Annotated in this window: 17 protein-coding genes and 1 pseudogene; 2 read left to right on the top strand and 16 right to left on the bottom strand. The window is 66.0% G+C overall.

Going from position 1 to position 22339, the window contains the following annotated elements; translation table 11 throughout:
- From moaA to IB268_RS11075, 8 genes are all read right to left on the bottom strand, one after another.
- On the bottom strand, nt 1–999 hold the full coding sequence (moaA, locus tag IB268_RS11110; RefSeq protein WP_119451156.1) for a GTP 3',8-cyclase MoaA: 999 nt from the start codon (nt 997–999) through the stop codon (nt 1–3).
- The gene (locus IB268_RS11105) at nt 996–1757 is read right to left on the bottom strand and encodes a peptidylprolyl isomerase (protein WP_054454740.1); all 762 of its coding nucleotides are present in this window, start codon (nt 1755–1757) and stop codon (nt 996–998) included. Before IB268_RS11105 ends, moaA begins: the two co-directional genes overlap by 4 nt.
- A 22-nt stretch (nt 1758–1779) precedes the next feature.
- Nucleotides 1780–2463, bottom strand: coding sequence for a respiratory nitrate reductase subunit gamma (gene narI / locus IB268_RS11100; protein ID WP_192354235.1), 684 nt, complete (start codon nt 2461–2463; stop codon nt 1780–1782).
- A 19-nt stretch (nt 2464–2482) separates the two neighbouring features.
- Entirely contained in the window at nt 2483–3130 is a 648-nt protein-coding gene (gene narJ / locus IB268_RS11095; RefSeq protein WP_192327623.1) for a nitrate reductase molybdenum cofactor assembly chaperone, read from the bottom strand.
- Between the two features lie 14 nt (nt 3131–3144).
- The gene (gene narH, locus IB268_RS11090; protein ID WP_192354234.1) at nt 3145–4710 is read right to left on the bottom strand and encodes a nitrate reductase subunit beta; all 1566 of its coding nucleotides are present in this window, start codon (nt 4708–4710) and stop codon (nt 3145–3147) included.
- Nucleotides 4707–8447 (bottom strand): nitrate reductase subunit alpha, encoded by a 3741-nt coding sequence (locus tag IB268_RS11085; protein ID WP_175213289.1) that lies wholly within the window; start codon nt 8445–8447, stop codon nt 4707–4709. Before IB268_RS11085 ends, narH begins: the two co-directional genes overlap by 4 nt.
- Nucleotides 8448–8601: 154 nt before the next feature.
- A complete protein-coding gene (locus IB268_RS11080) occupies nt 8602–9990 on the bottom strand; it encodes a NarK family nitrate/nitrite MFS transporter (RefSeq protein WP_054454746.1) in 1389 nt (462 codons plus the stop codon).
- 10 nt (nt 9991–10000) lie between these two features.
- Entirely contained in the window at nt 10001–11278 is a 1278-nt protein-coding gene (locus tag IB268_RS11075) for a nitrate/nitrite transporter (protein WP_054454748.1), read from the bottom strand.
- Between the two features lie 234 nt (nt 11279–11512).
- Here IB268_RS11075 and IB268_RS11070 point away from each other — a divergent pair, with 234 nt between their 5' ends.
- The gene (locus tag IB268_RS11070) at nt 11513–12763 is read left to right on the top strand and encodes an NnrS family protein (RefSeq protein WP_192354233.1); all 1251 of its coding nucleotides are present in this window, start codon (nt 11513–11515) and stop codon (nt 12761–12763) included.
- Between the two features lie 3 nt (nt 12764–12766).
- Here IB268_RS11070 and IB268_RS11065 read toward each other — a convergent pair whose 3' ends face one another.
- From IB268_RS11065 to IB268_RS11045, 5 genes are all read right to left on the bottom strand, one after another.
- Entirely contained in the window at nt 12767–13597 is an 831-nt protein-coding gene (locus IB268_RS11065; RefSeq protein ID WP_192354232.1) for a hypothetical protein, read from the bottom strand.
- Between the two features lie 61 nt (nt 13598–13658).
- Nucleotides 13659–13865 (bottom strand): hypothetical protein, encoded by a 207-nt coding sequence (locus tag IB268_RS11060; protein WP_125470364.1) that lies wholly within the window; start codon nt 13863–13865, stop codon nt 13659–13661.
- An 84-nt stretch (nt 13866–13949) separates the two neighbouring features.
- Nucleotides 13950–14216 (bottom strand): hypothetical protein, encoded by a 267-nt coding sequence (locus tag IB268_RS11055; protein ID WP_119451151.1) that lies wholly within the window; start codon nt 14214–14216, stop codon nt 13950–13952.
- A 40-nt stretch (nt 14217–14256) separates the two neighbouring features.
- Nucleotides 14257–15339, bottom strand: a complete 1083-nt coding sequence (locus IB268_RS11050; protein ID WP_054454755.1) for a flavodoxin family protein — start codon at nt 15337–15339, stop codon at nt 14257–14259.
- On the bottom strand, nt 15336–15806 hold the full coding sequence (locus tag IB268_RS11045; protein WP_082401036.1) for a low affinity iron permease family protein: 471 nt from the start codon (nt 15804–15806) through the stop codon (nt 15336–15338). The genes IB268_RS11050 and IB268_RS11045 overlap by 4 nt, the downstream gene beginning before the upstream one ends.
- A gap of 116 nt (nt 15807–15922) precedes the next feature.
- On the opposite strand from IB268_RS11045, the gene IB268_RS11040 reads away from it, so the two are divergent.
- Nucleotides 15923–17008: a calcium:proton antiporter gene (locus IB268_RS11040; RefSeq protein WP_054454757.1), complete on the top strand. Its 1086-nt coding sequence runs from the start codon at nt 15923–15925 to the stop codon at nt 17006–17008.
- 22 nt (nt 17009–17030) lie between these two features.
- Here the strand turns inward: IB268_RS11040 and IB268_RS11035 are convergent.
- From IB268_RS11035 to IB268_RS11025, 3 genes and pseudogenes are all read right to left on the bottom strand, one after another.
- Nucleotides 17031–17804, bottom strand: a pseudogene (locus tag IB268_RS11035) (FAD-dependent monooxygenase); the annotation flags it as partial.
- A gap of 106 nt (nt 17805–17910) precedes the next feature.
- The gene (locus tag IB268_RS11030) at nt 17911–19782 is read right to left on the bottom strand and encodes a PepSY domain-containing protein (RefSeq protein WP_192354231.1); all 1872 of its coding nucleotides are present in this window, start codon (nt 19780–19782) and stop codon (nt 17911–17913) included.
- 70 nt (nt 19783–19852) lie between these two features.
- Entirely contained in the window at nt 19853–22327 is a 2475-nt protein-coding gene (locus IB268_RS11025; protein WP_192327593.1) for a TonB-dependent siderophore receptor, read from the bottom strand.
- Nucleotides 22328–22339: the final 12 nt, after the last annotated feature.

Genomic DNA, 22339 nt, shown 5'->3' with positions numbered 1-22339 from the left:
TCAGCCTCCTGTCTGCGCCATGAAGCGCACGATGCGTTCCGGACGGGCCACGAAATCATGGCGCTCCGGCTTGGCGGCGATACCGGCCCGGATCGCCGCTACCAGTTCGGCGTCGCTGGCGCCCGCGCGCAGCAGGCGACCCAGCGGCACCTGGTCTTCCTGGCCCAGGCAGAGGTACAGGGTGCCGTCCACGCCCAGCCGGACGCGGTTGCAGCTTGCGCAGAAGTGGCGCGACATGGGGGTGATCACACCCAGCACCGGCGTGCCATGGCCCGTGGTCCAGTAGCGCGCCGGTCCCGCGCCCGCCCCGTTCAGCGCGGGAACCAGGCCGGTTTCGGCGGCCAGCCGCGCGCCCATGGCGTTCAGGTCGGTGTGGGCGTAGCCCTGGCCGCAGCTGCCCATGGGCATGGGCTCGATCAGGCGCAGCACGAAGCCCTGTGCCATCGCGTAGTCCAGCAGCCTGCGCACTTCGGCCTCCGGCGTGGCCGCGTGCACCACGCTGTTGAGCTTGATCGGCGCAAAGCCCGCGTCCTTGGCTGCAGCGAGCCCCGCCAGCACCGATTCCAGGCAATCCCGGCCCGTAATCTGGCTGAAGGCGGCAGCATCCAGCGTGTCCAGGCTGATGTTCAGCCGGTCCACGCCGGCGGCGCGCAGTTCCTGGGCATGGCGGACCAATTGGGTGCCGTTGGTGGACACGGACAAGTCCTGCAATCCCGGCATGGCGGCGATGACGCCGGCCAGTCCGGCCACGCCCCGGCGCAGCAGGGGCTCGCCGCCGGTCAGCCGGACCTTCTGCACCCCCAGCCCGACGAACAGCCCCACCAGCCGCGCCATTTCCTCGTGGCGCAGCCAGTTCGCGGGAGTTTCAAAACCTTTGAAATCCTTGGGCAGGCAGTAGCTGCAACGCAGGTCGCAGCGGTCCGTGACAGAGACGCGCAGATAGTCGATGCGGCGTCCGTAGCCATCCGTTAGAGGTCCCGCAGCCGGCTCGTCCATCATGCGGCGCTCCCGCCGTAGACGCGCTCGGGCTCCTCGCCCTGCAAATCTATGCCCTGGATATCGGCGCGCTCCACCAGCAGCTTGGCATACTGGCGCCAGGCAGTATCGCGGCTCATGGACGACAGCGCGGCAGCGATCTGCTTGTCCACATGCTCGTAGGGTTGCATGCGGCCCTCGATACGGCGCGTCACCCGCACGATATGCAGGCCGTGGCGGGTTTCCAGCAGCTGCGGCAGCAGGCCGCCGGCGGGCAGCGCGAATACCGCCCGCTCGAACTCCGGCACCGTGTCGCCCCGGCCCAGTTGTCCCAGGCTGCCGCCCAGCGCGGCGGACGGACAGTTCGATTGCTCGCGCGCTACCTCCGCAAAGCGCGAGGGATCTTCCAGCAGCTCGGCCAACACCACGTTGGCGTGGGCCCGCAGCATGTCCAGATTCACGCCCGGCGTGACCTGGAACAGGATGTGATCCGCCTCGATCAGCTCGCCCACCATGAAGCGCTGCGGATGCATCTGATAGAAGCGGCGGCAGGCGGCCTCGTCGGCTACGGGCGCGGGCGCCTCGCGGGCCAGCAAGGCGCCGATGGCGCCCTCCTCGTCCGCGGCGTCCAGGCCCAGGCGGCCAGCCTCGTCCAGCAGCACGCGGCGCAGCACCAGGGCAGTGATCGCCTCGCGCATGGGGTTGCCGGCCTCTGCATGCAGCGGCAGTTCGCGTTCCAGATCCGCGTCGTTCAGTTCGACGCCATTGACGATGACAGGCATGTTCGGCTCCTGGGACAGGGAATCAGCGCGGGCGGACCAGCTGCCAGGCGCGGCCCAGGTAGCCCACCGACGCGAAGCCGCTCCAGACGTGGACCAGGCGCGTGAACGGAAAGATCACGAACAGCGAGAGGCCCATGAAGAGGTGCGCCTTGAACAGCAGCGGCACGCCGGCAACATGGCTGGCCGCGTCGCCCTGGAAGGTGACGATGTGCTGCGCCCAGGTCATCAGGCTCACCATCATTTCGCCGTCCATGTGGCCTGCAGACAGCGCGATGGTGGACAGGCCCAGCAACAGCGTGACCAGGATCCACAGCAGCAACAGCTTGTCGCCGGGGCGCGTGGTGGCGCGGATGCGCGGGTCGCTCAGGCGGCGATGGATCAGGATCAGAAGGCCGATCAGGCACAGGCCGCCCATGACGCCGCCGGCCACCATGGCCACGGTCTGCTTGAGCGTGTGCGATACGCCCAGCGTGTCCCACACCACCACGGGCGTCAGCAAGCCAGCCAAGTGGCCGAAGAACAGACCCAGGATACCGATGTGGAACAGAATGTTGCCCAACCGCAATTGCCCACGATGCAGCAACTGCGAACTGTCCGTCTTCCAGGTGTATTGCTCGCGCTCGAAGCGCACGAGGCTGCCCAAGAGGAAGATCGTCAGCGCGATGTAGGGATAGATGCCGAAGAAGAACTGATTCAGGGAGTTCATGATGCGTCGTCCTGAAGATTTAATGAGCCGCGGGCGCGCGGGGATAGAAGCGCACGGTCTGCGCGCCATCGCCCGAGAACGGCCGCAGTAGCGGTTCCACGCCGTCCGCGCCTATGCCGAACGTTTCCATCGCCTCGTCCATGTCGCGCACGGGCGCCTCGGTCTGCTCGCGCGGAACCACGCGGGATTGCGCGCGCAACACCGCGAAAATGCAGGCGTAGGGGCTTTCGCCCTTGGCCAGGCGCGCGCCGATGGCGGCCAGCACGTGGATGGCGTCGTCCAGCAGATCCTGAGCCTGGGCCGGGTCGATGACGCCCAGGAACTCCAGGAACAGCGGCACATGGTCCGGCAATTCGGACACCACCGGCTCGAAACCGTGCTCGCGGTAGGTATCCAGCAGGTCCACCATGGCCTGGCCGCGGTCGCGGCTTTCGCCGTGCACATGCTCGAACAGATGCAGCGAATGCGAGCGGTTGCGGTCGAACGTGGCGACGTAGTTCTCCTGCAGCGCGATCAGGTCGCTGGTGGCCAGGTAGCCGACCAGCGGCTGCAGGGTTTCCTCCGCGTCGGGATAGTCGGCCAAGGCGGTTTCGACTTCGCCCAGCGCGTCCAGCAGCTCGGGCTCCGGATAGCACAGCAAGGCGGAAAGCAGACGATACAGACTCATGTTTTTCTCCTTTCCTAGACCGAAGCGGCCTTCTTGCGGGATTTCGGCATCTCGATGAAGATCTCGCTACCCTGGGGCTTGCGTCCGAACAAGGTGCCTTCCGACACCCCGCCCGAGCAGCCGTTGCCGAAGGTGAAGCCGCAGCTGCCCTTCTCGTTGAAGTTGTCCTCGACCACTTCCTTGTGACTGCTGGGTACCACGAAGCGGTCCTCGTAGTCGGCGATGGCCATGATCTTGTACATGTCCTGCACGGTGGCGTCCGTCAGTCCCACCTGCTCCAGCAAGGCGGTGTCGCGCTCGCCGTGCACGGTCTCGGAGCGCTTGTAGGCGCGCATGGCCAGCATGCGTTCCAGCGCGTGGACCACCGGCGCTTCCTTGCCCGCCGTCAGCAGGTTCGCCAGATAGCGCACCGGGATGCGCAGGCTGGACACATCGGGGATCATGGCGCTCTTGCCCACCGTGCGGCTCGGCATCTGGCCGGACTCGGCGGCCGTCTGGATCGGCGACAGCGGCGGGATGTACCAGACCATGGGCAAAGTGCGGTATTCCGGGTGCAGCGGGAAGGCGACGCGCCACTCCACCGCCATCTTGTAGACCGGCGACTTGCGGGCGGCTTCCAGCCACGATTCCGGGATGCCCTGCTCACGCGCGGCGGCAATCACCTCGGGCGAATGCGGATCCAGGAACAGGTCGAGCTGCGACTGGTACAGGTCCTGCTCGTTGGCGGTGGACGCGGCGTGCTCGATCTGGTCGGCGTCGTACAGCATCACGCCCAGGTAGCGGATGCGGCCGACGCAGGTTTCCGAGCACACCGTGGGCTGGCCGGCCTCGATGCGCGGATAGCAGAAGGTGCACTTCTCGGCCTTGCCGCTGCTCCAGTTGTAATAGATCTTCTTGTACGGGCATCCGGAGATGCACATGCGCCAGCCGCGGCACTTGTCCTGGTCGACCAGCACGATGCCGTCGTCTTCGCGCTTGTAGATGGAGCCGGACGGGCAGCTGGCGACACAGGCCGGGTTCAGGCAGTGCTCGCACAGGCGCGGCAGGTACATCATGAAGGTGTTCTCGAAGGTCGAGTACATCTCCTTCTGCACGCCCTCGAACAGCGCGTCGCGGCTGCGTGCGCTGAATTCGCCGCCCAGATCGTCTTCCCAGTTCGGACCCCAATGGATCTTGTCCATCTTCTTGCCGGTCAGCACCGACACCGGACGCGCGGTGGGCGGCGTCTGCGACAGCGGCGCCTTCTGCAGGTGCTCGTAGTCGAAGGTGAACGGCTCGTAGTAGTCGTCGATCTGCGGCAGGTTCGGGTTGGCGAAGAGATTGGCCAGGATGCGCAGCTTGCCGCCCTGGCGCGGTTCCAGCTTGCCGGCGGCGGTACGCTTCCAGCCGCCCTTCCACTTCTCCTGGTTCTCCCATTCCTTGGGATAACCGATGCCGGGCTTGGTTTCCACGTTGTTGAACCAGGCGTACTCGACGCCGTCGCGGCTGGTCCAGACGTTCTTGCAGGTGACCGAGCAAGTGTGGCAGCCGATGCACTTGTCCAGGTTCAGCACCATGCCGATTTGGGCGCGTATCCTCATGATTGCTTCTCTTCTTGTTGCGTTTCAACCAGCGGACCTTCCAGCCAGTCCACCTTCTTCATCTTGCGCAGCACCACGAATTCGTCGCGGTTGGCGCCCACCGTGCCGTAGTAGTTGAAGCCGTAGGCCTGCTGGGCATAGCCGCCGATCATGTGCGTGGGCTTGAGCACCGTGCGCGTGACCGAGTTATGGATGCCGCCGCGCTTGCCGCTGGTTTCGGCGCCCGGCACGTTCACGATCTTTTCCTGTGCGTGGTACATCAGGCACATGCCCACCGGCACGCGCTGGCTCACCACCACCCGCGCCGTCAGGGTGCCGTTCACGTTGAAGACTTCGACCCAGTCGTTGTCGACCAGCCCGGCCTGCTTGGCCTCGGCTTCCGAAATCCACACGTGAGGACCGCCGCGGCTCAGCGTCAGCATGCGCAGGTTGTCCGAGTACGTGCTGTGGATGCCCCACTTCTGGTGCGGCGTCAGCCAGTTCAGGACCAATTCCTTCTCGCCGTTCGGGTAGCGGCCCAGCATGGGCGCGACCGTCTTGGTGTCGATGGCCGGCTTGTACACGCAGGAGCCTTCGCCAAAGTCCAGCATCCAGCGATGGTCCTGGTAGAACTGCTGGCGGCCGGTCAGCGTGCGCCATGGGATCAGCTCGTGCACGTTGGTATAGCCGGCGTTGTAGCTGACCTCTTCGCTTTCCAGGCCGGACCAGGTGGGTGCGGAGATGATCTTGCGCGGTTGCGCCTGGATGTCGCGGAAGCGGATCTTGTCGTGCTCGCGGCCGATGGCCAGGTGTGCGTGGTCACGCCCGGTGATCTTGCCCAGGGCTTCCCAGGCCTTGACCGACACGTGGCCGTTGGTCTCGGGCGCGAAGGTCAGGATCATCTCGGCCGCATCGATGGCGGTGTCGAGCTTGGGCCGGCCCTGGCTCACGCCCGGCTCGGTCACGGCCTCGTTGATGCCGGCCAGCTCATGCACCTCGTGCTCGGTGTTCCAGTTGATGCCCTTGCCGCCGTTGCCCAGCTTGTCCAGCAACGGCCCCACCGACGTGAACTTGCGGTAGATGTCGTTGTAGTCGCGCTCGACCACGGTCATGTTGGGCGCGGTCTTGCCGGGAACCAGGTCGCATTCGCCCAGCTTCCAGTCCTTGGGTTCGAAGGCCTGGCCCAGTTCTCCCGGGGTGTCGTGCATCAGAGGAGTCAGCACTACGTCGCGGCGCTTGCCCAGGTAGGGGCCGCCGATCTCGCTGAACTTCTTGGCCAGCAGCTTGTAGATCTCCCAGTCGGTCTTGCTTTCCCACAAGGGCTGCACGGCTTCGCTCAGCGGATGGATGAACGGGTGCATGTCCGAGGTATTGAGGTCGTCCTTTTCGTACCAGGTGGCCGTGGGCAGCACGATGTCGCCGTACAGGCAGGTGGTGCTCATGCGGAAGTCCAGCACCGTCAGCAGGTCCAGCTTGCCTTCGGCCGCGTCTTCCTGGTAGGTCACCTCGGTGGGCTTGATCGCCTCGGCTTCGTCGCCGAACACCGCGTTCTGCGTGCCCAGCAGGTACTTCAGGAAATACTCATGGCCCTTGCCGCTGGAGCCCAGGATGTTGGAGCGCCACACGAACATGTTGCGCGGGAAGTTGGCCGGATCGTCCGGGTTCTCGCACGACATGCGCAATTCGCCCGACTTGAGCTGCTCTGCGACGAATGCCACCGGATCCTTGCCCTGGCTTTCGGCCTGCGCCACCACGTCCAGCGGATTGGTGCGCAATTGCGGCGCCGACGGCAGCCAGCCCATGCGCTCGGCGCGGGCGTTCAGGTCGATCATGCTGAGGTCGCCGTAGCGGCCCCGGTCTGCCGTCGGACCCAGGATCTCCTGGACGTTCAGCTTTTCATGGCGCCACTGGCTGGTATGCGCATAGAAGAACGAGGTGCCGTTCATCTGGCGCGGCGGACGGACCCAGTCCGCGGCGAAGGCCAGCGGGGCCCAGCCGAACTGCGGACGCAGCTTTTCCTGGCCCACGTAGTGCGCCCAGCCGCCGCCACTCTTGCCCACGCAGCCGCACATCATCAGCATGTTGATGATGCCGCGGTAGATCATGTCCATGTGGTACCAGTGGTTCAGGCCGGCGCCGACGATCACCATGGACTTGCCTTCGGTGTCGTGGGCATTCTGCGCGAATTCGCGCGCCACCTGGATGACCTGCGCGCGCGGCACGCCGGTATGCTTTTCCTGCCAGGCGGGCGTGTAAGGCACGTCATCGTCATAGGAACTGGCGACGTTGCCGCCGCCCAGGCCGCGGTCCAGGCCGTAGTTGGCCATCTGCAGGTCGTACACCGTGGCCACCAGGGCTTCGCTGCCGTCGGCCAGGCGGATGCGGCGCGCCGGCACATTGCGCACCTGCAGCTCGCCATGCTCGCTGCCGAAATACGGGAAGCCCACGCCGACCACGGCGTCGGATTGGTCCAGCAGGCTCAGCGTGGGTTCGATCTCGCGGCCGCTGCCGCCGTCCTTGGACTCCAGGTTCCAGCGGCCGACCTTTTCGCCGCCGTTGACCGCGCCCTCGCCCCAGCGAAAGCCGATGCTGCCGTTGGGCGCGACCAGGTCGCCGCTCTTGGCGTCCAGCACCAGCGTCTTCCAATCGGGGTTGTTCTGTTCGCCCAGCGCGCCGTCCAGGTGCGAGGCGCGCAGGAAGTGGTCCGGCGCGTAGAAGCCGTCGCGCTCCTTCAGCTGCACCAGCATGGGCATGTCGGTGTAGCGGCGCACGTAGTCGCGGAAGTAGTCCGACGCGCCGGAGAGGTGGAATTCCTTCAGGATCACATGGCCCATGGCCATCGCCAGCGCGGCGTCGGTGCCCTGCTTGGGCGCCAGCCAGATATCGCCGAATTTGACCATTTCACCGAAGTCGCTGGACACGGCCACCGTCTTGGTGCCCTTGTAGCGGACTTCGGTGTAGAAGTGCGCGTCCGGCGTGCGGGTCTGGGGCACGTTGGAACCCCACACCATCAGGTAGGTCGAGTTGTACCAATCGGCCGATTCCGGCACGTCGGTCTGTTCGCCCCAGATCTGCGGGCTGGCGGGCGGCAGGTCGCAGTACCAGTCGTAAAAGCTCAGGCAGGCGCCGCCCAGCAGGCTGAGGTAACGCGCGCCAGCGGCGTAGCTGACCATGGACATGGCCGGGATCGGCGAAAAGCCGATCACGCGGTCAGGGCCGAACTTCTTGATCGTCAGCGCGTTGGCGGCGGCCACGATTTCCATCGCCGTATCCCAGTCGGCGCGCACAAAGCCGCCCAGTCCGCGCACGGCCTTGTAGCGCTTGGCGCGCTTGGGATCCTGGCTGATCCACTCCCAGGCCGCGATCGGGTCCATGGTCTTGCGGGCCTCGCGCCACATTTCCATGAGGCGGCCGCGGATCATCGGGTACTTCACGCGCTGCGCCGAATACACGTACCAGCTGTACGAAGCGCCTCGCGGACAGCCGCGGGGCTCATGGTTGGGCAGGTCCGGCCGCGTGCGCGGGTAGTCGGTCTGCTGGGTTTCCCAGGTGATCAGGCCGTTCTTGACGTAGACCTTCCAGGAGCAGGAGCCCGTGCAGTTCACGCCGTGCGTCGAACGCACCACCTTGTCATGCTGCCAGCGCGCGCGGTAGGCGTTTTCCCACTTGCGGTCCTCGTTGACCGTTTCGCCGTGACCGTCCGCGAAGGTGGACTTCACCCGCGACATGAACTTCAAGCGGTCCAGAAAATGGCTCATTCTCTATTCTCCAAGAGCGCCGGTCCGGCCGGCGCGTACTGCGATCAATGCTGTTGAATCCATTGTGGGCGCGGCCCGCCTGCCGGACCATTCGCCGGTGGCACAGGCCGGGCGCGGCAGAATGACTAGTCACTCCGGCCGCGTCCGTTTCGCTCTAGCAAGGCACCGGCGCATTGCGGCGGGCGTAGTACCACCAGGTGATGACCATGCAGGTGGCGTAGAAGCCGATGAAGCAATACAGGGCCGCCTGCACGCTGCCGGTCATCTCGAGCGAGGTGCCGAAGCTGCGCGGGATGAAGAAGCCGCCGTATGCGCCGATCGCGCCCGAGAAGCCCAGCACCGCGGCCGACTCCTTGGCGGCGTCCGCCTGGGCCTGCTTCTGCGCCGCGGCGCCCTTGCCTTCGGCCGCCTGCGTGCGTTCACGCAGGAAGATCACGGGAATCATGCGGAAGGTCGAACCGTTGCCCACGCCGGTCAGCGCGAACAGCACGATGAACATGGCCAGGAAGCCGTTGAAGTTGCCGGGCTGTCCGGCGACCGGCAGGAACATCACCACGCCCAGCACCGCGACGATCATCGCCGCGAAGGTGAACAGCGTGACCCGCGCGCCGCCCAGCTTGTCCGACACCCAGCCGCCGAACGGCCGCGTCAGCGAACCCACCAGCGGGCCGAGGAAGGCATAGGCCATGGGGTCGACCTGCGGGAACAGCGTCTTGGTCAGCATGGCGAAGCCGGCCGAAAAGCCGATGAAGGAACCGAAGGTGCCCACGTACAGCCAGCACATCAGCCAGTTGTGCTTGCGCTTGAAGATGACGGCCTGGTCCGCGAACGAGGCGCGGGCATCCGCGATGTCGTTCATGCCGAACCACGCGGCGATCGAGGCCAGCGCAATGGGGATCACCCAGATGAAGCCGGCGTTCTGCAGCCACAGGTTCTGCTGCGCGCCATTGGCGTTGATGACCTGGGGCTCGCCGCCCGCCACGCCGAATACGCCGATGGAGATCACCACCGGCACCACGAACTGCACCAGGGACACGCCCAGGTTGCCGATACCGGCATTCAGCCCGGTGGCCAGGCCCTTCTTCTCCTTCGGAAAGAAGAAGCTGATGTTGGCCATGCTGGAACTGAAGTTGCCGCCGCCCAGGCCGCACAGCAGCGCCAGGATCAGCAGCGTCGGGAACGAAGTCGTCGGGTCGCGCAGGGCGAAGCCCATGCCCAGCGCCGGAATCAGCAGCGAAGCCGTGGAAATGGCCGTCCACTTGCGCCCGCCGAAGACGGGCACCAGGAAGGAATAGAAGATGCGCAGGGTCGCGCCCGACAGCGCGGGCAGCGCCGTCAGCCAGAACATCTGGTTCTTGGACAGCATGAAGCCGGCGCGGTCCAGATTGACCACCACCACGCTCCACAGCATCCAGATGCTGAACGCCAGCATCAGCGCCGGAATGGAGATCCAGAGATTGCGGTTGGCGACGCGGGCGCCGGTCTGCTTCCAGAAACCGGGATTATCCGGCTCCCAGCGCGCAAGGACTTGAGTGGAAGACATAGGGATACTCTCAGGAGGTGGTGGAGGGAGAGGCGGCGTGTTGCCGGGCAATGGCCGCGCTTTCCGGCCGGAAACTGAAGTGCATGAAGATGAGGGAGACGCAGACGGTGCCGTACAGCAGCATGAAGGCGCTGGAGCGGACGCCCGTCAGGTCGAGCAGGATCCCGAACATGATCGGCAGCACAAAGCCGCCCAGCCCGCCGGCCAGGCCGACGATGCCAGAGACGGCGCCGATGTTTTCGCCAAACTCGTCCGAGATGAACTTGAAGACCGAGGCCTTGCCGATGGCCATGGCGATGCCGACCACGAACAGCAGCACGGTGAAGGTGACCGGCCCGAGCGCGATGCCGAAGCTGCGCGGACCATTGGCCGTCACGATGGTGAATTCCGTCTGCGGGTAGCTCAGCAGGAAGAACGCCACCCAGCACACCCACATCACCCACCAGGTGGTCTTGTAGGCGCCGTAGCGGTCCGAGATCCAGCCGCCGACGGCGCGCAGCACGCCCCCGGGCAGGGAGAAGCAGGCTGCCAGCAGCGCCGCCAGCTTCATGTCGAAGCCGTATTCGCCGATGTAGTACTTGGTCATCCACAGCGCCAGCGCCACGTAGCCGCCGAACACCACCGAGTAGTACTGGCAATAGCGCCAGACGCGCGGGTCCTTCAGCATGGCCATCTGGGCCGACAGGCTGGCGCCGCTCTTGACGCGGTGCGCGGGGTCGGAAGAAGAGAACAGCCAGAACAGGATGGCCGTCACCAGGAGCGCCACGGCATAGACCTGGGGCACGATGACCCAGGCGCCGCCCGCCGCCGCGATCAGGGCGGGGGCCACGAACTTGGTGATGGCCGAGCCCGAGTTGCCGGCGCCGAACACGCCCATCGCCAGGCCCTGCTTGTTGCGCGGGAACCAGCGCGCCACGTAGGGCGTGCCGACCGAGAACGAGCCGCCAGTCAGGCCGACGAACAGCGCCAGCACCAGGAACTGCCAGTACTCGGTGGCATAGGACAGCAGCCAGATCGGCACCACCGCCAGCAGCATCAGGATGAAGAACACCGGCCGGCCGCCGTAGCGGTCCGTCCAGATGCCCAGCGGCACCCGCACCAGCGAACCGGTCAGCACCGGCATGGCGGCCAGCAGGCCGAACTCGGTTTCGGACAGGCCCAGTTGCTGCTTGATGGGAATGCCCAGCACCGCAAAGATCATCCACACCGCGAAACAGATGGTGAAGGCGAATGTGCTTGAAATCAGGACCCGCATCGGCGCGCCGGCGGAAGGTTGACTTGCTGCCATGGTTACTCTCGCTTTACTCACGAAGACATGTGGCTAGCCTAGGCATGGCGGGCCTTGCGGACCATTCGCCAGCCGACCAGAAGCCCCTTGCCGATGTGACTAGTCACCCCTTTCCTGGCGGCCCGGCTTGCGCTGGATCAAGCGGCCGCGCTGGCGGCAACGCGCGGGAGGCATTAATATGCATTTCAAATACACCTTTAAACGCGAAGCCGAAACGGCGCCGCGACTGCCCTCATGAGCACGCTGCTTAGCATCGAAGAACCCGCCGCTGCCCCTCCCCGTCCGCGGCCCCAATGGCGCGCCTTCACGGAAATGGGCTTCCGGCCGCTCTACCTGGCCGGCTGCTTCTGGGCGCTGGCGTCCGTGCTGCTATGGGTGCATGCGCCGGCACGCCTGACGGGCGTGTTGAACGGCATGTTCTGGCACGCGCACGAGATGCTGTGGGGCTTCGTCGCCACGATCGCGGTGGGCTTCCTGCTGACGGCGGGCGCCAATTGGACCGGCAAGAACCCCTTGCGCGGCACGCCCCTGGCCATTTTGTGCGCGGTGTGGATCGTGGCGCGCGCGGGCTATCTCGTACCCGGACGTCCGGCCTTCGTGGTGGCTGCGGCGGCGGACCTGCTGTTCTTCCTGTGGGCCGCGGGCGCGCTGGGCCGCGCCGTCGCCGTCACGCGCAACCAGCGCAACTACGGCATACCCTTCCTGCTGCTGGGCCTGGCCGCCACCAACGCGCTCTACCTCTGGGCCTCGGTCCAGGGCGACTACTTTGCGCTGATGCGCTACTTCAATGCCGGATTGCTGTGCATGGCGGTGCTGACGCTGCTGATCGCGCGCCGGGTCATCCCCTTCTTCGCCAAGCGCGCCGTGGCGGGACTGGACATCCCGCCGCACACCCGCAGCGGCCAATGGCAGCTGGGTACGGGCATCGTCGCCATCGCCTGCCTGCTTGCCGGCCAGCTGCAAGCTGCGGCGCTGGCGCTGGCTGCGACCGGCTTGATCGCCCTTGCGCAATGGATATCCTGGAAGCCCTGGGCGGTGCGCAAGGTGCCGCTGTTGTGGATCCTGTATGCGGGGTATTGCGGCCTGGGCATCGGCCTGCTGGCAGGCGCGGCGCAATTGGCCGGCTATGTGCTGCGGCCCGCCTGGCCCGCCCACGTGATCGGCGTGGCCGGATTCTCGGTGCTGATCCTGGGCATGGTCACGCGCACCGCGCTCGGCCACCTGGGCCGGCCGCTGCAGACCGACCGCAGCATGGTGTTGAGCTATGCGCTGATGATTCTGGCGGCCCTGCTGCGCCTGGCCGCCCTGCTCCCGACCGCCGCCACCATCGGCTTCCTGCATGCCTCGGCGACCGCCTGGGCGCTGGCCTTCGCGCTATACCTTTGGCGCTTCTTCCCCATGATGATCCGGCCGCGGGCCGATGCGGGCAAGACGGCCGCGCCAGTGATGAAGGTGGTGCCGGTCGCTCGGCGTCCGGCCGCCTGAGCCTCAGCCGCGCCCCTCGCGCCGGCGGGTGGCCGCCAGCTGCTGCTTCATGGCCTTGAGCCAGGCCTTGACCTGCTGCATGTCGACGAACTGCGACAGCTCGAATTCGAGTTCGCCTATGTATTCCTCGGCATCGGCGATCTCCGCGTCCAGGTCTTCCATCAGTTCGGAAGGGTCTATGGATTGCGCGGGATCGAAATGGTATTTGGCCTTGAAGCCGTCTTCCGCGGCTGCGATTTCGCCGGCCAGCTTGGCAAGCTGCGCGTCCAGCGCCTGGATGTACTGCGCGTAGCGTTCCTCATCGACGCCAGCCAGACGATCAGGACCGGCAGCGGCCAAGGCTTCGATTTCCGCCAGCGTTTCGGGCGCAGGTGCGGGACTATCGCCCGCCGCCTGGGTCAGCAGCGCTTCGGCATCGTCCTCGTCCTGTCCGTCTTCCACGCCGGCGTCGTAGTCCGAGCCGGCATGCTTGAGATACAAGGCCTTCAGCCGGTCCGTGTCGCACTCGGCCGGCGTGCCATCCAGCACGATGGCGTCCAGCGTTTCCTGTGCCAGCTGCGCAGCGATCTCCGACGCCAGGGCGCGTTCCGCCTTGGTCAGTTCCTTCTGCTTGCAGGCATGGTCGAAGCAGGCCACCAGCTTGGCCTTCAGTTCGACCTCGACCGTCTCCAGCGGCGCCAGCACGTCTTCGTATTTCTTCTGGTATTCCGGCAGCACGGCCTGCCAGCCGCGCAGGCGGGCGCGCTGCGCTTCGAGCGTGCGCACGAGCGACTCGAATCTCTGACGTTGCGGCGTTCCGGATGCCGGCTGCGCGGCGGACGTGTTTTCTTGCATGGAGGGAACCTGGGCAGGCGGCGCCATAGGCGCCTTGAAATGATCGGAGCGCCATTTTAGGTTACCTGTCCGCCGAACCCTCGGCGGCGTTGTCCTTGGACGTCGTGTCGGCGGGCTCGATGTCCTCGTCGGGCACCTCATCGCCTTGAGCGCTGTCGTTGGCGTCATCCGGATTCTGCGCCGGCGGCCGATGGGCAGGGGTCCCGGGCGGCGGCACGGACGCCATCGTTATCGGATGCAAAGCCAACTCGAATTGGATCTGGGGCATCGCAGCACCTATCAGGAAGTGCGGCGAAATCCGCCGCAGTCCGGTATCAGCAAGCGCCATGCCACAACGCCCGCGCAAGAGGCGTCAGAACCGTGGATTCTTGCCGAACGGCACTTCCGTGTCTGTCGGCTTCTCGAACGACGCGGTATCCCCGTTCAAGTCCGCGACGTGGATCTGGGCCAGCCGCGTCGCCTCGTCTATCGCAACCTGGGCCGAGGCGAAGCGCTCCTCGACGGCTATCCGCTCCTGCGGCGCTCCCGCCGCCGGCGGCACCAGCACATAAGCGATGCTCCAGCTGCCCTGATGCTCAACCGGACGCTCGAGCTCGAAATCCCAACTGGCGTGTTCCATAGGGGCCTCCTGTCGAATCCTCCCTTCATGCTACTGCGGTTTACTTCGGCCTGGGATCACGGATGCCCTGATCCAGTCCCTCGAATTCGCCGCGCCGCAGGCGCGGCAGGAAATTGGCCATGGCCTGCGCCACGTTGCGCACTTCCTGCTGCACCGCCTGGTCCTGGTCCAGGTCGTCGTGGCTGGTGGCATACGGGCGGTAATAGCTGATGTAGCGGTCCAGCCGCGACGCCGCGCCCGCGTCCATCAGCCCCATCCAGTCCAGCCAATCGGCCAGCCCCCGCCGCTGCGCCTCGACGCCGGCCACGTCTCCATGCACCACCAGGCCGTAGGCGCGGCCGGCCAGATGCTTGGGGTATGGCCAACCGGCAAGCTCGACCTGTTTGGCTTTGAGCGGATCCTTGCCGCCAGTCAGCGTGGGATCGGGATTGCCGCCGTCGGCGCACACCAGCCTGTCTATCATCAGCTTCAAGGGGCTGGGCGATTGGTACCAGTACGTGGGCGCCACCAGGATCACGCCATGTGCCGCGACCCATTGCTCGTAGATCCCGGCCATGGCGTCGTTGGACTGTCCCAGCGAGTGGTTCGGATAGCAGCTGCATGGCCAATGGCACAGGGGCATCGCGGTCGACACGCAGCCCTTGCAGGGATGGATGCGGTACTCATATTCGGAAACCAGGCGGCTGAGATCCAACAGGTCCGTCTGCACGCCGGCCGTCTGCAGCTCATCCAGGACGAGGCGCGCCAGCCGCCAGCTCTTGGAGACCTCCCCGGGACAGGTGCCGTCATTGCGCGCGGCGCCGACGATCACCAGGACGCGAGACGGGGTGTCCGGATCGCGCTGAACTGCCTCCGCGCGCTCCAGGCGGTCGCGCGTTTCCTTCCACTCCTGGGAAAGATCGTAATCGGGATCGGCGTAGCCCTGGCCGGCTTTCACCGTGACAGGCGCCTTGCGCCCTGCTTCGTAGCCTTCCCAGGCAATCGCTTCCAGGCGCTCCAGCGCGTCGCGCTCGGCCTCGAAGGCCGGATCGTAAAAGCGCCGCATGAAGCGCAGGCGGAATTCTTCCCGCGCTAGCGGGCCGTCGTACTGGCCCTTGCGGACCGTGGGCTTGATTCCGATCATGGCTGCCTCCTTTTGCGGGCGCGGCGGCGGCGTTCCTGCCTGGCGCGAGCGGTACAGGCCGCGGCCAGGGCGAGCAGCTTGTCTTCGTCCAGGCGCTCCGCGTCGACCAGCCCTTCGTCCGCGCCCTCCAGCGCAATAAGCAATTCATCGAGTTTGAGGTGCAACGCCTCGCTGTCCTTGTTCTGGCTTTGTTGAATCAGGAACACCATCAGGAATGTGACTATGGTCGTGCCGGTATTGATCACCAATTGCCACACTTCGGAATAGCCGAACGCAGGACCGGAGGCCCCCCACAGCACAACAGTGATGACCGCCAATCCGAAGGCGATGGGCGACCCCACCCACTTGGTCACATGCGCGGCAAAATGATCAAAGAAGCGCGCTACCGGATGGTCAGCACCGCCCGCGTCGGGTGCAGCCGAACGCTTCGGCGCCGGACGCCGCCTGGGTACGCGAGTGTTGAGCATGCTGGCCCCCTTGCTCCACGGGACATGCTGTTCAGCAAGTTCCGTGCCCGCCCCCGGCCAGGGAAAGAAGACATGCGGCGTGCTAGGCTGACAGGATTGCGGTCGGCGGAGCCCAGATGAAATCCATTCTGCAGTCCGAAAAGCTCCTGTTGCTGGCCTGCGCGCTGGCCGCCGCCGGATACCTGGCCGATTCCGGCGCAAGCGGTTACGGCCGCCTTGCCAGCCTGGTCGAGACTGCCGTTTTGATCACCGCCATCCTGGCCGCTTCGCTGAGCGTCGCCCGCCACGCCGAGCGTGTCGCGCAGAAGCTTGGCGACCCTTACGGCAGCATGATCCTGACGCTATCCGCCGTGCTGGTCGAGGTCATCGTGCTGGCAATCGTGTCCACCAAGGCCCACTCTCCCACCCTGGTGCGCGACAGTATCTATTCGGCCGTCATGCTGGACATCAACGGCATCCTGGGCGTAGCCGCCCTGATCGGCGGTTTCAAGCACGGCGAGCAGGCATACAACGATGATTCCGCCCGAACTTACAGCGTGATGATCCTGACCGCGGTTACGGTCTCGATGATCATTCCCGAGTTCATTCCTCAGTCGCGCTGGCGCGCGTATAGCAGTTTCACGATTGCGGCCATGCTGCTCCTGTACGGCGTGTTCCTGCGCATGCAGACCGGCCCGCACAGCTACTTCTTCAGCTACAGCTATCCGGACAAGAAAACCCGCAGGCCCCTGCCAACCTCAGGCTACCCAACCCGAGGCCAATCGGCGGCGGTCATGGCGATCGGCATCATTGCCGTGGGCGCGCTTGCCGAACTGATGTCCCATTCCCTCGATCGCAGCCTGGAAGGCATCGAAGTGCCTCCTGGCTTGGTGGCACTGATCGTGGCCGGCATTTCCGCCGCGCCGGAAATGCTGACCGCATTGCGCGCGGCGCTCGCGAACCGGATGCAATCGGTGGTCAATATCGCGCTTGGCGCTTCGTTGTCCACGGTGATACTGACCGTGCCGGCGATGGAGGCCCTGGCCTTGATCACAGGTCAGCGCATCGTCATGGCCATGACGCCGGCGCAGACATTGATGATGCTCGTCACCCTGCTGGTGGCGGCAATCAACCTCAATGACGGCCAGACCAACGCGATCGAGGGCATGACCCATTTCATCCTGTTTGGCACCTTCCTCATGCTGCTGGGACTGGGCTTGTAGCGTTCTGACCCGGCTCAGGCGTTCAGATGCGGGCCAGGCGGCCGAATCCGGCGCCGTGAACAGGCGCGCCGCTCCCGAGTCCGGGCATAGGCAATTCTTGGGCCCAACCCGCCGCCAGGGCTTGCGCAACATGCACGGGATCTGCCGTCTTGGCGTGCTCGTTGCGGATGCGGCAGGTCTGCGGGTCCATGGCGAACAGGCCGCGCGCAGATACCCGCGCCTGTTCGATCAACTGCGTGGTCTTGGGAATGCGTATCTGCGCAAATTCACTCAGAGCCGCCGCCAGGCCCGCGTCCGGGCCGTTCAGGCATCGGGCCAGGTGCCAGCCATCCTCCAGCGCCTGGCACGCGCCCTGCCCCGAGGTCGGCAGGGGCGCGTGCGCGGCGTCGCCCACCAACAGCACGTTGCCCCGGCTCCAGCTTGTCAGGGGATCGAGGTCGTGCACGGCGATCAGGCGGATGGTGTGCGCCGGCGTCGCGCGGATGATGCGGGCGACAGGGTCGGGCCATTTTCCGAACAACGCCTCGACCTCCTGGCGCAGGTCCGCCGCAGGCCCGGCCGCGGACAAGGGCCGCGCCTGCGCGCCCGCCCAGTAGACCAGGCCCGGCCGCACCGCCACGGCGCCAAAGCGCTCGCCCGCGCCCCAATAGTCCTGGATGGCGATTTCGTCGACCAGCACACCGTCCGCCTGCGCCACGCCTATCCAATTCACGAAGCCCTGATAAACCGGCGCGTTGTCTCCCGCGACGAATCGGCGCGCCACCGAATCCATGCGGCCATCGGCGCCGATGATCACGGCGCGGGTTCGGGCGCTGCTGGAATTGATGCAGGCGCGGCTGGGTGCGATGGGCCGCCGTTCCTGACGTTTCCCATCGGTAGCCAACGGATAGCGCAACCCGCCCTTATGGGCGCAGACCGAGTACCAACGCGCCAGATGCCAGGCTGGCCACCGCGATCAGCGCCCAAGCACGTTGCGCGCTGCGGGCGCCGAACACGCCTACGCCGATCGCCGTGTATACGACAAAGCTCAAAAGCGTTCCGCCGAGCACGCCGGCAGCCGGCGAGGCGCCGGCCCTGGCAGGCCACGCCAGCGCCAGGACCGACATCGCCAGGGCGGACAACAGGTAGCCGCCCGCTGCCGCAGCCATCACGCGGCTGGCGATTCCCCAGCGATAAGCTGCATCATCGTGGCTGGCAGGAGGCGCTTTGCGCGACGGCGGCGCGGCGACCGCTGGCACGGCCTTCCAGCGCCGCCCCAGCGCATGAGCCATGCAGGCAAGCAGCAGGCCAAGCCCGAACGCAGTGATCTCCACTGCCGCCTGCGGCCATTCTCCGCGGGCTGCATAGGTCCATGCATGCCGGCCCGTCGTCACCCAGTTCAATATCGGCAGCCCCAGGCAGAGCACGGCAGCCGCAGCCAGTTGCTCGGTCCATGCGCTGCGCGGCGCGCGCAACAGCGCATGGACCAGGGTCGCGGCCCACACGGCGAAGAAAATGCGGATCTCCCAGGCGCTGCGTTCCGGCCAGGCGGCGGGGATCAGGCGGTTCCCGTAAAAGTAGGCGATGCTTGCCACGGCGACACCCGCCAGCGCCGCCACGTTCAATGCCTCCACGCAGCGGTAGACCCGCGCCGTGCCCCTCCCGAATTCATGCTCGCTCTTCTTGCGCCGCTTGATGGAGTACAGCAGCGTGCCGATGGCGATCATGGCGGTTCCCATCAGGCCGCTGAAGAAATACAGCCACTTGATGGTCCATCCGCCAAAGTCTGCCTTGTGCAGGGTTTCGATCGTCTCATGGACCTGCTTTGCTTCAAACCCCTCGTGATGAGCGGGCACGACCTGCAAGACCGCTCCGCTCGCGCCATCGAACACGACGCGGCTGGCATCTGTGAGCAGGCGCGGGGCGGCGCCGGCCAGGGGCTTTCGCCCGGACACCAGGACGATGCCGCGCGCATCGCCGGGACGCTCTATCGTGAGGCGCGCCGCTTCCTGCCCGGTCAGTTCGCGCGCGCGCGACAGCAACGGGTATAGATCCGGAACCCCGTCCAAACCCGGCCCCGCGATGCGCGGCACAGGCAGCGCTGGCGCGAGCTCGGCCTGGTAGCGGCGATAGGCGCCGGCGTCTCCGCCATACGCCGCATGCAGCGGCCAGGGCATGTAACTGGTGTAGAAGAACGCCAGGCCCGTGTAGCCGATCATGAAGAGGAACGGCAGCGTCAGCACTGCCGTGGCGTTGTGCGCGTCCAGCCAGCTGCGCAGTCCCTTGCCCGGACGAAAAGTGAAAAAGTCCTTGAAGATGCGCTTGTGCACCACCACGCCGGAGACCAGCGCGACCAGCATGCACATGGATATCCAGCCCACCAGCCAGTAGCCCGGCAAGCCGCCGTGCAAGGTGTAGTGGAAGGACATGAAATGCCGGCCGCCCTCGGTCTCGCGGATCTGGGGCGGCGGCTGCACTGCGCCCGTGCGCGAGTCCAGCCAGATCTCTTGGCGTGCGCCGTCGTCGGTGCGCCAGGAAAGTTGCGCCGGCCAGCCGGGCCGGACCGGCAGGGAGATGTCCCAGGCGGAAGCCGCCGCCGCGCGGGACGACAGCTCCTGCGTGGCGCGCGGCAGCCACTGCCGGGCGTCCACGGCCGCGGCAGCGGGATCGGCCGGCGGCCCTGCTTCCATCCAGCGCGTGATGGGTTCCCGGAACACGCTGAGCGTGCCGGTCAGGAAGATCGCGCACAGTAGCCAGCCGCAGGTCAGGCCGCACCAGGTGTGCAGCCATGACATGCTTTGGCGAAATCCCCCTTTCACAACCGGGTCCGCAGGCCGCCGTGATCATCGGCCGACACGCGGCCGGTCACAGCGTACCCCGCAAGGTCAGCATCACGTTGCGAGGCTCGCCGTAGTGGTTGCCGCGCCGGATCTGGCTGACCATGCCGTAGTAGTCCTTGTCGAACACGTTCGCCACGTTCAGGCTGGCGGACCAGTGCTTGTTGATGCGATAGCCCGCGCGCAGGTCCCACACCGCGCGGCCGGGCGCGCCCATCCGCACCGACATGTCGTCATAGGCCTTGTACGAGTAGCCGCTTTGCGCCGACACGCCGCCGCCGACGCTGAAGGCGTTCCAGCGCCCCGGCAGCTGGTACGTGGTGGACAGGCGGAACAGATGGCGCGGGGTTTCCGCGCTGATCGTCTCGCCTTCGTCGTCGCGGCTGGTGACGTAGGTGTAGCCGGCCATCACTTGCCAACCCGGCGACAGTTCCCCGCTGGCTTCCAGTTCAAAGCCCTTGCTGCGCAGCGTCCCGCCGTTGCGATAGCAATTGGGCGAGGCCAGCGAACCCGGGCAGTTTCCGGGGGCAGACAAGTCCTCCACTGCGATGCCGGACTTCTTCACGGTGAATACCGCTGCGGATAGGTTCAAGCGTCCGTCGTAGAGTTCGCCCTTCACCCCCGCCTCGTAGTTGGCGCCGATGGACGGGTCCAGCGGCTTGCCCGAAGACGTTACGTAGGTGCTCTGCGGCTGGTAGGTGTCCGCATAACTGGTGTAGACCGACCATTGCTGGTCTAGGTCGTAGACCAGTCCGGCATAGGGCGTGAATTCATGCTTCTGCTCATAGTCCCGGGTTCTCGCGCCCGTCAGACCATCGTCGGACCGGTACTTCAGCCAGCTGAACTTGCCTCCCAGCAGCAAATGCAGCGGGTCCGCCAATTGCAGGCGCATGCTGCCGTACAGGCTGGTCTGCTCCAAACGCGACGTTTCCTTGCTGCCCCACGCTGGACGCGTGGGCTCAGGAATGGAGGAATGGTCCGGGTCGTACACGTTGATGGGCGAGTCGCTGTCCAGATTCGCCGACTTCTGGTTGACGCGCTGGCGCGACCAGCTGGTGCCAAGCAGAATCTGGTGCGTGCCGCCCAGCGCCTGGAAACTGCCCGTGGTGTTCAGATCGATGCCATCGCTTTTCACGCTCGCATTGTTGAAATAGATGGTATAGAAGCTGGAACCCACGCCGGTCGCCCGATCCACGCCGCCGACCGGAATGGCCACGCGCTGGTCCAGGTCGACCTCGGTGTGATTGAGCGACAGGCGCACTTTCCAGTCCTTGTCGAGCCGGTGCTCGGCTTCGGCGAACACTTCGTTCACCTGGCCCTTCTGCCGGTTCCAATCCTGGATCAGCGAGGTCGAGCGCGAAACGTCCAGCGCGCCGCCGTCGGTATAGCGCGGCAGGCCGAACAACCAATAGCCGTCCGTATCGGTGGCCTGGTGGCGCGCCCCGAACGTCAGCGTCGTGTCGCGCCCGAGATCGGCGTCGATCACGCCGTAGACCAGGGGCGATTTCGACTTCGTGCCATCGTAGAAGTAATGGCGGTCCTGATAGGCGGTCACCAGGCGGCCGCGCACCGTGCCGGACTCGTTGAGCGGGCCGCCGCCATCGAGTTCCATGCGGTAGTTGTCCCAGGATCCCACCGTGGTGGAGCCCTCGAAATGGCCTTCGCCGCGCGGACGCTTGCGCACCATGTTGATCGCGCCGCTGGGATCCGCCGAGCCCAGCATCAAGCCGGCCGCGCCGCGCAGCACTTCCACACGATCGAAGACAGCGGTGTCGATGGGCAGCCAGCCCACCGGGGCATAGACCACGCCGGCCACGCCGTCGACCAGGTAATTGCTGTCGTCCACCGTGAAGCCGCGGATCGAGAACTTGTGGTTGCCGAAGTTTCTTGCCGTCTTGGTCACGCCGGTGGTCTGCGCCAGCGCCTCGTCCAGCGTGGTCAGGTTCTTGTCGTCCAGCAGCTGGCGCGTGAGCACGCTGACCGATTGCGGCGTCTCCTTGACCGACTGTGTCATCTTGCTGATCGTGATGGCATCGCTCGTGTATGAGCCGGTTCCTTCGGTGGTGGGATTGCCCACGCCGCTGCCGGTGACTGTCACCGACTGCAGCGTGACAGCATCGCCCGAGGCTTGCCCGACCACCGTCAAGGTGTACACATTCGGCCTGGCGCTGTTCACACGCACGTTGCTACCGGACAGCAACTGGTCCAGCGCTTCCCGCGGCGTGTAACGGCCGTTGACCGCTGGCGAGCGTTTGCCCGCCACCACGGCCTCGTCGAACAGCACCTGATGCCGGGACTGCTCCGAAAACATCCTCAAGGCATGCTCCAGCGGCTGAGCCGGAATGCTGAAATCCACCTGCGACGCTTGCGGCTGCGCATGCACCGCAGCGGGCCATGCCAGCGCAGCCAGCGCGCCCGCCACCATTGCCGGCATCGCCCTGAGCTGCATGCCCGTCGTCAACGCGCCGCCAACAAGCGCGCCCTTCAACAATCCCCGTCCCATTCCCGCTCCATC

Source organism: Achromobacter sp. ACM01, from assembly GCF_014851745.1.
In the GTDB taxonomy this organism is placed as follows: Bacteria; Pseudomonadota; Gammaproteobacteria; order Burkholderiales; family Burkholderiaceae_B; genus Achromobacter; species Achromobacter aegrifaciens.
The sequence above is the reverse complement of the archived record's forward strand: the minus strand, read 5'-3'. Positions and strand labels throughout refer to the sequence as shown.